The sequence below is a fragment of the Thioalkalivibrio sulfidiphilus genome (genome assembly GCF_000377945.1).
GTDB classification, from domain to species: domain Bacteria; phylum Pseudomonadota; class Gammaproteobacteria; order Ectothiorhodospirales; family Ectothiorhodospiraceae; genus Thioalkalivibrio_A; species Thioalkalivibrio_A sulfidiphilus_A.
Window position 1 is genome coordinate 1 of the sequence record NZ_KB898935.1, and the last position, 7,851, is coordinate 7,851.

Here is a 7,851-nt window from a genome sequence, read left to right on the forward strand (position 1 = left end):
TGTCGATACCTATCACAGTCATCATCGGTCCTTTCCCATTCGGGGGGTGGTTGAGTCACAATAAGCACCGGTTCCCCGACCTCGCGCTTTTTGCGGCTTCGACCTTGTAATGCAAAGTCCAGCTTGGCTGGCTTTTGGATACTCCACGAAGTCAGCAATGAGGCGGGGAGCCGCTCTACGTACGAGGTCAGACAAACGCTGCCTCCAGGTCGGGACGGCTTACCCGGTGTCCGGCTGATAACCTATCAAACCAGACCTGCTCAACATACAAGGTCGGGCTTCAGCCCGACACCGGCGCTCGAATGAAGCCTCGCTGTCGGGCTGAAGCCCGACCTACCCTGGCTGGCGGCACTGTGTGTCAGGCCGATGTATCGGCGCCAATGCGCTCCTGAACCGCTCGGGCCAGGTCATCCGGGTGGTATTTCTGGATGAACTTGTTGGCGCCGGTGCGCTTGACCATGTCCACGTTGAACACGCCGCTGATGGAGGAGTGCAGCAGTATGTAGAGGTCCTTCAGTTGCGGCTGCTGGCGAATCCAGGTGGTGAGCTGGTAGCCGTCCACCACGGGCATCTCGATGTCCGAGACCACCATGGTGAAATGCTCGCTCACGTCCACGCCGTCGGCCAGCATCTTCTCCAGCAGCTGGATGGCGTGCTGGCCGTCGGGCACCTGGGTGCACTGGATGCCCAGCTGCTCCAGGGCGCGGCTGATCTGGTTGCGGGCCACGCTGGAATCATCCACCACCAGCACGTGGCGGTTGCCGGCATCGATCTGGGCGCTCAGGTCGGTGGACACATCGGTACTGGCACGCACCACCTGGTCCAGCACCTTCTCCACGTCCAGGATCTCCACGATCTTGTCGTCCACCATGGTCACGGCGGTGACGTAGGCATTGCGGCCCGTGGCCCGGGGCGGGGATTGCACCTTGTCCCACTGGGTGTTGACGATGCGCTCCATGCGCCGGATCAGGAAGCCGTGCACCGAGCGGTTGTATTCGGTGATGATGATGTAGCCGTTTTCCGGGTCCTTCATGGCGGGTCCGCCGATGGCCCGGGACAGGTCCATGATGGGCATGGTGACACCGCGCAGGGTGGCTACGCCGCTGACCATGGGGTGCGAGCCCGCCAGCCGGGTCAGCTTCTTGAAGGGGATGACTTCCTGGACCTTGAACACGTTGATGCCGTAGAGCTGGCGTCCCTCCAGCTGGAACAGCAGCAATTCCAGGCGCGTGCCGGCGGCCTTGTTGGATTCGAGGCTCGAGCCCCAGCTGTTCGTGCTCATGGCGGCATCCTGACTGTGTTGAAGAGTGTGCATGTTAGCTGAAGCACGCAGGGGCATGGCCGACGTCCGTCGGGCATGCCCCTACGCCGGTCCGTTTAGATTCGCCGAGTCAGGCGTGACCGCTCATACGGGCCTTGCTGCGCACCAGTCGCCCGGTCTGGTAGTCCTGGAAGGCCTGCTCGATCTCCTCGCGACGGTTCATCACGAAGGGCCCGTACTGCACGATGGGCTCACCGATGGGCCGTCCCGCGACCAGCACCAGCCGCGCGCCCTGAGCGCCGGCCTTGAGGGCAACGCCTTCGCCATTCTCAAGCACCGCCAGCTGGTGCTGTTCCAGCGCCGTGCCCTGGATGTCCACCGAGCCCTCGTAGACATACACGAAGGCGTTGTGCCCGACGGGCAGGGCATGCTCGAAGCCGGCGCCGGGTTCCAGGTTCACGTCCAGGTAATGCACCTGGGTGATCGGGTCCTCGATGGGCGCACGGGCATCGCCGTGTTCACCCATGAGTACCTTGACCCGGGCGCCCGCGCTTTGCACCTCGGGGAAGGCGTCGGGGCCGTATTCCTGGTAGGCGGGATCGGTCATCTTCTCCCGGGCGGGCAGGTTGATCCACAGCTGGAAGCCGCGCATCAGGCCCTCGCTCTGGCGCGGCATCTCCGAGTGGATCACGCCGCTGGCGGCCTTCATCCACTGGGCGCCACCGCTCTTGAGATCGCCCTGGTTGCCCATGCTGTCCTTGTGCTCCATGTGGCCGTCCAGCATGTAGGTGAAGGTGATGAAGCCCCGGTGCGGGTGGTCCGGGAAACCGGCCACGTAGTCGTCCGGGTCATTGCTGGAGAAGTGGTCCAGCATCAGGAACGGATCCAGGTTCTTGAGTGCCGGAGAGCCGATGCTGCGGCGGAGCATCACGCCGGCGCCGTCGGAGGCGGGCATGCCGGGGATGCGGGTCTTGACGGTGCGTGCCTTCATGATGAAGTCCTCCAGTCGGTCCTTGAGAATAGACCAGGTCAGTGTGTAGTCATTCTCGTTGTTTATTTATTCGGAATAAACGCCATGAATCGCAATCATGGGTTCTGTATTTCGGAACGAATAGTGCATTGCCGCGCGGGTGACTTTTCCCGTCCGCGCGTTGTCCATCAACATGGGGCAGGCGCTGTCCTGAATCCCCCGTGAACCTGAGAGACCGCCGGAGCCCGCCATGATTCCCCGTCCCAAGCACCTGTCCCGCCGCCGTTTCCTGACCTGGCTCGGGGGTGCCAGCCTGCTGCCGTTGCTCCCGGGCGTACCGGCCGGGGCGAATCCCGCCGGGATCCTCACCCGCCCCATCCCGTCCTCGGGTGAAGCGATCCCGGCGGTCACCTGCGCCATCCCCGCCACCACCCGGGTGGAGCACATGGTGCAGAACATGGGCGCGGCCTACGGGGCGCTGCCCGACGAGGCCCTGCGCCGGCGCATGCTGGCGGACTTCGCTGTGGCTTAACCCGCATATCTCACCGACCGGCTGGGTGTGGCCAAGAGCCGGTATCGGGACAAGAACGCGGCCCGTCTTGCCGAATTGGTCCGAGGCATTGCGCTGCAACCCATCGATGCCGAGGTGGCGCGCCACTACGCCCGCATATGGGCCGCCCTGGAGCAGGCGGGTACGCCCATTGGCGCCAATGACCACTGGATCGCGGCTCAGGCCCTGGCCCAGGAGCTGATCCTGGTGAGTGACAATGTCCGGGAGTTTTCCCGCGTGGATGGACTGAAACTGCAAAACTGGATGGCGGCGCCATGAACCCATTCGAACTCGATGCCCGCCTCGCGGCAGACACCCTCGCCCTCGGTGAATCCGAGTTATGCCTCTATCGCCTCATGGATGATGCCCGCTGGCCCTGGGTGATCCTGGTGCCCAGGCGTGCCGGGGTCACCGAGATCCATGACCTGAACGACGCCGACCACGACACCCTGTGGGCGGAGTCCCGCGCCGTGGCCCGCGCCCTCGCAGAGACATTCAACGCTCGCGCCATGAACGTGGCCAAGCTGGGCAACGTGGTGTCCCAGCTACATCTGCATCACGTGGTGCGCCAGGAGGGCGACCCGGCCTGGCCCGGCCCGGTGTGGGGGTTCGGGCAGCGGGTGGCCTATGAGGGGCGGGAGCGGGAGACGATGGTGAGGCGGTTGAGGGATGTGCTGAGTTGTCAGTAGTCAGTGGTCAGTAGTCAGTAGTCAGTAGTCAGTGGTCAGTGGTCAGTGGTCAGTGGTCAGTTGTTGAAACCCATGGACATACGCTTTGACGTGGCCAGACAACAGACAACAGACAACAGACAACAGACAACAGACAACTGACAACTGACAACTGACAACTGACAACTGACTAACTCAACGCCCCGCCGCAACTCGACCCCTGCCCGGCGGTGCAGCCGAAGCAGTGATCCGCCACGGCGATCTCCCGCCCCTCCAGATCCGTGCCCATCAGCTCCCGCAGATGGGCACGGCCGCTGTCCCCGCCCAGGGGTATGCCCAGCATCTGGTTGAAGTCGCAGTCGTAGACATAGCCCTGCCAGTCCACGCTGATCAGGGAGCGGCACATCACCGCCGCCAGGTTCTCGTCCCGGTGAGCGCCTTTCAGCAGGTCCAGGTATTCCCCCAGCCGTCCCTCCTTGCGCAGCTGTTTGCCGAAGCGGTGGATGGGCATGTTGGCGATGGTGAACAGCTGGTTGAACACCACGCCGTAGCGTTCGCCCAGGTGGCGTTTGTAATCCGCCTCCAGCGGCCCCTGGGGCGGCGGCAGGCTGGGGCCCTGGGGGTTGAAGACCAGGTCCAACACCAGGCCGCTGCCCGGTTGTCCGTAGCCCCGGGCGTTGAGCTGTTGCAGGCCCCGGATGCTGGCCTGGAAGACCCCGTCGCCCCGCTGGGCGTCCACGTTCTGCTCCAGGTAACAGGGCAGGGAGGCCACTACCTCCACCCGGTGCTCGGCGAGAAACGCCGCCAGGTCCTCCTGACCGGGCTGCTCCAGGATGGTGAGATTGCAGCGATCCATGACCTTCACCCCGAGGTGCCGGGCCTCGCGCACCAGGTCACGGAAATGGGGATTCATCTCCGGCGCGCCGCCGGTGAGGTCCAGGGTCTTCGCCCCCGAGGCGCGCAGGTAATCGAGCACCAGCGCCACCGTGTCCCGGTCCATCACCTCCCGGCGGTTGGGGCCGGCATTGACGTGGCAGTGAAAGCAGGTCTGGTTGCACACATAGCCCAGGTTCACCTGCAGGGTCTCGAGCCGGCCACGGCGGATGGCGGGGAAACGGGTGTCGTGCAGGGGGATCAGGGGCTGAGTTGCAGACATGGGTGTTCCTACGGAATGAGACGTTGAATCCAGCGTACCAGACGCCGGGTGGCAGGGCTGAACAACCTCGGGCTGTAGGCGGTATTGACCGCGCGGCGATGGATTTGTGCCAGGGTGGGGTAGGCGTGGATGGTCGCGGCGATGCGGCTCACGGGGGTCTTCGCCTGCATGGCGAGCGCCAGTTCGTGGATCAGCTCGCCGGCCCGGGGGCCCAGCAGGGTGGCGCCCACCAGCCGCCCCTTGCGCACCAGGAGTTTCGCCTCGCCCGCGGTCTCGCCCTCGGCCAGGGCCCGGTCCACCTGGCTGAAGGGGAAGCGCAACACATCCACCTCAAGCCCCTGCTCACGGGCCTCCCGTTCATTGAGCCCGACGCGCGCCAGTTCAGGATCGCAGTAGATCACCCGGGGCAACACCCGGTAGTCGGCACGCCGGGGCAGGCGGAATACCGCATTGGCGATCACGATGCCCGCTTCATATTCGGCCGCGTGGGTGAAGGGGTAGGGCGTGTCGCAGCAGTCGCCGCAGGCATAGATGTGTTTGGCGCTGCTGCGCATGCGCCGGTCCACGCGGATGCCGCGTGCGCCGAAGTCCACCCCCGCCGCCTCCAGGCCCAGGTCCTCCACGTTGGGCCGCCGTCCCGTGGCCACCAGGATCTCGTCGACTTCCAGTGTACGGGAACGAGCGTCCTGCACGTAGTCGAGGCGTTTCACGGCATCCAGGCTGCTTACGCCGGTCACCTGCGCACCGAGCCGGATCTCCAGACCTTCCTGATCCAGGATGGCCTTCAGCGCCGCGCCGGTGTCCGGATCCTCGCCGGGCAGCAGGCGAGCTGCGGCTTCCAGGATCGTGACCCGGCTGCCCAGCCGGGCCAGGGCCTGGCCCAGCTCCAGCCCGATGGGCCCGCCGCCGAGCACCGCCAGGCGGCGGGGCAGGCTGCGCTGGGTCCAGAGGCTGTCGCTGGTGAGATAGCCGGCCTCATCGAGGCCGGGGATGGCAGGGATGGCAGGCCGTGAGCCGGTGGCAATGACAAATCGCCGCCCGGTGAGGCGCCGGTCCTCCACCATGAGCTCCCGGGGGGCGGTGAAACGGGCCTGGCCGAAGATCACCTCCACCCCGTAGCCCCGGAATCGTTCCGGGTCGTCATGGGCCTGGAGGGTATCGATGACGCTGCGTACCCGGTCCATGACGGCGCCCAGGTCCACGCGGGGATCGGCCGCCGGCAGTCCGAACTCGCCGGCCCGACGCATCAGGGAGGCCACCTTGGCGCTGTGGATCAGGGTCTTGCTGGGCACGCAGCCGGTGTGCAGGCAATCGCCGCCCAGTTTCGGGCCTCGCTCGATCAGGGTGGTGCGCACCCCCAGCTGGCCCGCCACGCTGGCCGTGACCAGCCCGCCCACGCCGCCGCCGATGACCACCAGTTCAGGATTGTCTTGCTGTCGGGGACTCATGGGCATCATTACGGGGCCAGGCACGTATCGGATGCAAGGCCCGGCAACAAAAAGGGGGCCTGATCGCCCCCTCGTATATTGTGTATATGGTGATCGGCCTTCATCAGCGCCAGTTGAGCTTCAGCCCGTGGTCCTCCAGGACCCGCAGGGCCGATTCCACGCAGCGGTCGACGAAGGCCGTACGCTGAGTGTTCTGGCGTGCCAAGCGCGCCCAGCGGCGGCCGTCGGACAGCCCGGCCAGCTCATAGATACGCGGGCGGGGATAGTAGAAGGCGTGCACGAACTGACGGAATACCGCGTTCATCACCGGCCGGAACAGGGCACGCTGCAGGGGCGAGAGCTGATCCACTAGGCCCCCCAGGGTCTCCCGGGCGTGGGCGATGTGGCGCGCCTCGTCGATCACGTGCACGGTGATCATGTCGTAGATGGTGGGGCAGATGTCGTCCCGGTGCTTGCGGATCAGCCGGTTCATGCGATCCGGCACCTCCTCGCCGATCAGCACCGCGATCCAGAAGGCCGGGGACTCGTAGGGCGCGTGGCGGCCCAGCAGGTTGGCGAGGTTGAAGCGCCGGAAGCGGGTGCGTGGCATGGGCAGGCGGGAGCGGCGCATCAGCTCCAGGAACATCAGGCTGTGGCCGGCCTCCTCGCGCAGCTCGTGCAGACGGTAGGTGGCCCGGGACAGGTCCCCGCCCAGGTGCACCATGGAGCGGCTGATGCGTTCCATGAACAGGCTCTCCAGCCACAGCGCCCCCTCGATGAAATTGATGAACTCGTACTGGGACAGGGCCTGGCGGCGTTCCAGGGGCAGGGCGTCGAACTCCGGGATGCCGTGCAGGGACACGGCCTCCTCGGGCAGCCAGAAGCTTTCCAGGCTGAGCGCCTCCCAGTCCACCCGGGCCAGGGGGTCCAGGTAGGGGGTGCTGTTGCGGCTCAGGTGCTCCAGGAGTTCGGATGAGGGCTGGGTCATGGCCTTGATCGGGTCTTGAACCGTGGCGGCAAACCCCCAGATTCGGCACAGCTACCGGGGTCTGCCGGAAATTAGCATTTGCTTAATAAGCGGTGAATGATAGCCGCTTGTCACGAGCGGGTAAAATATCCTTCACCGACACCTATCCTCAGCCGCGGAGCCCCATGGGCCATGAGTCGCAGAAAGAGCATCTACAAGGTCAGTTTCATCAACCAGGGCAAGGTCTACGAGGTCTTCGCCCAGAAGGTCTACCAGGCCGACCTGTACGGTTTCGTGGTCATCGAGCAGCTGATCTTCGGCGAGCGCAGCACCGTGGTGGTGGACCCGGGCGAGGAGCGGCTGAAGAGCGAGTTCGCGTCCGTGCGCCGCAGCTTCGTGCCCATGCACGCCATCATCCGCATCGACGAGGTGGAAAAAGAGGGTGTGGCCAAGATCCACGAACTGGGCGCCAACATCACCGCCTTCCCGCCGACCCTGCCCCCACCGGGCGGGCGCCGGGACGGCTGAAAAGGCACCGCGGGGTATTTGCAGAAGTCCCGCATCTGGGGTAACCTTCCGCCCCTTGCCCGGCCCCGGATGGGGCCCGGCAGCCCGCCCCGGCATGAGTCCTCGGGGCGGAAACATCCAGCGGAGAGGTGGCCGAGCGGTCGAAGGCGCACGCCTGGAAAGTGTGTATACGGTAACCCCGTATCGAGGGTTCGAATCCCTCCCTCTCCGCCATATTTAAAACAAAGGGGCCCCGGGTGTTTTCCCGGGGCCCCTTTGTTTTGAATATCGATGTGAACGAGATTCGAACCCTCGAAATAGTCACGGGGGTTCGATCAGGTCGGC

General features: G+C 65.3%; 9 protein-coding genes and 1 tRNA gene. 5 read left to right on the forward strand and 5 right to left on the reverse strand.

From position 1 onward, the window contains the following. Positions 1-358: 358 nt before the first annotated feature. Both D580_RS0107555 and D580_RS0107560 read right to left on the reverse strand, forming a co-directional pair. Positions 359-1,282 carry a chemotaxis protein gene (locus tag D580_RS0107555; RefSeq protein ID WP_018953800.1) on the reverse strand — a complete coding sequence of 308 codons (924 nt, stop codon included), beginning with the start codon at positions 1,280-1,282 and terminating at the stop codon, positions 359-361. A 109-nt stretch (positions 1,283-1,391) separates the two neighbouring features. After that, the gene (locus D580_RS0107560; protein ID WP_018953801.1) at positions 1,392-2,252 is read right to left on the reverse strand and encodes a pirin family protein; all 861 of its coding nucleotides are present in this window, start codon (positions 2,250-2,252) and stop codon (positions 1,392-1,394) included. A gap of 229 nt (positions 2,253-2,481) precedes the next feature. On the opposite strand from D580_RS0107560, the gene D580_RS17070 reads away from it, so the two are divergent. Genes D580_RS17070 through D580_RS0107570 form a run of 3 tightly spaced genes read left to right on the forward strand, consistent with a single transcriptional unit; the run spans position 2,482 to position 3,470 of the window. Next, on the forward strand, positions 2,482-2,763 hold the full coding sequence (locus D580_RS17070; RefSeq protein ID WP_018953802.1) for a hypothetical protein: 282 nt from the start codon (positions 2,482-2,484) through the stop codon (positions 2,761-2,763). A gap of 27 nt (positions 2,764-2,790) precedes the next feature. Continuing rightward, on the forward strand, positions 2,791-3,060 hold the full coding sequence (locus D580_RS15280; RefSeq protein ID WP_018953803.1) for a PIN domain-containing protein: 270 nt from the start codon (positions 2,791-2,793) through the stop codon (positions 3,058-3,060). After that, positions 3,057-3,470 (forward strand): HIT domain-containing protein, encoded by a 414-nt coding sequence (locus D580_RS0107570; protein WP_018953804.1) that lies wholly within the window; start codon positions 3,057-3,059, stop codon positions 3,468-3,470. The genes D580_RS15280 and D580_RS0107570 overlap by 4 nt, the downstream gene beginning before the upstream one ends. Positions 3,471-3,639: 169 nt before the next feature. Here the strand turns inward: D580_RS0107570 and arsS are convergent, their stop codons facing one another. The 3 genes from arsS to D580_RS0107585 form a co-directional block, all read right to left on the reverse strand. Further along, positions 3,640-4,605, reverse strand: coding sequence for an arsenosugar biosynthesis radical SAM (seleno)protein ArsS (gene arsS, locus D580_RS0107575; RefSeq protein ID WP_018953805.1), 966 nt, complete (start codon positions 4,603-4,605; stop codon positions 3,640-3,642). A gap of 8 nt (positions 4,606-4,613) precedes the next feature. Beyond that, a complete protein-coding gene (locus tag D580_RS0107580; protein WP_018953806.1) occupies positions 4,614-6,062 on the reverse strand; it encodes an FAD-dependent oxidoreductase in 1,449 nt (482 codons plus the stop codon). 94 nt (positions 6,063-6,156) lie between these two features. Further along, entirely contained in the window at positions 6,157-7,020 is an 864-nt protein-coding gene (locus D580_RS0107585; RefSeq protein ID WP_018953807.1) for a diiron oxygenase, read from the reverse strand. 171 nt (positions 7,021-7,191) lie between these two features. Here D580_RS0107585 and D580_RS0107590 point away from each other — a divergent pair, with 171 nt between their 5' ends. Beyond that, entirely contained in the window at positions 7,192-7,527 is a 336-nt protein-coding gene (locus tag D580_RS0107590; protein ID WP_018953808.1) for a DUF1820 family protein, read from the forward strand. Between the two features lie 122 nt (positions 7,528-7,649). Next, positions 7,650-7,740 (forward strand) — tRNA-Ser (locus tag D580_RS0107595). The last annotated feature ends 111 nt before the right edge of the window (positions 7,741-7,851 follow it).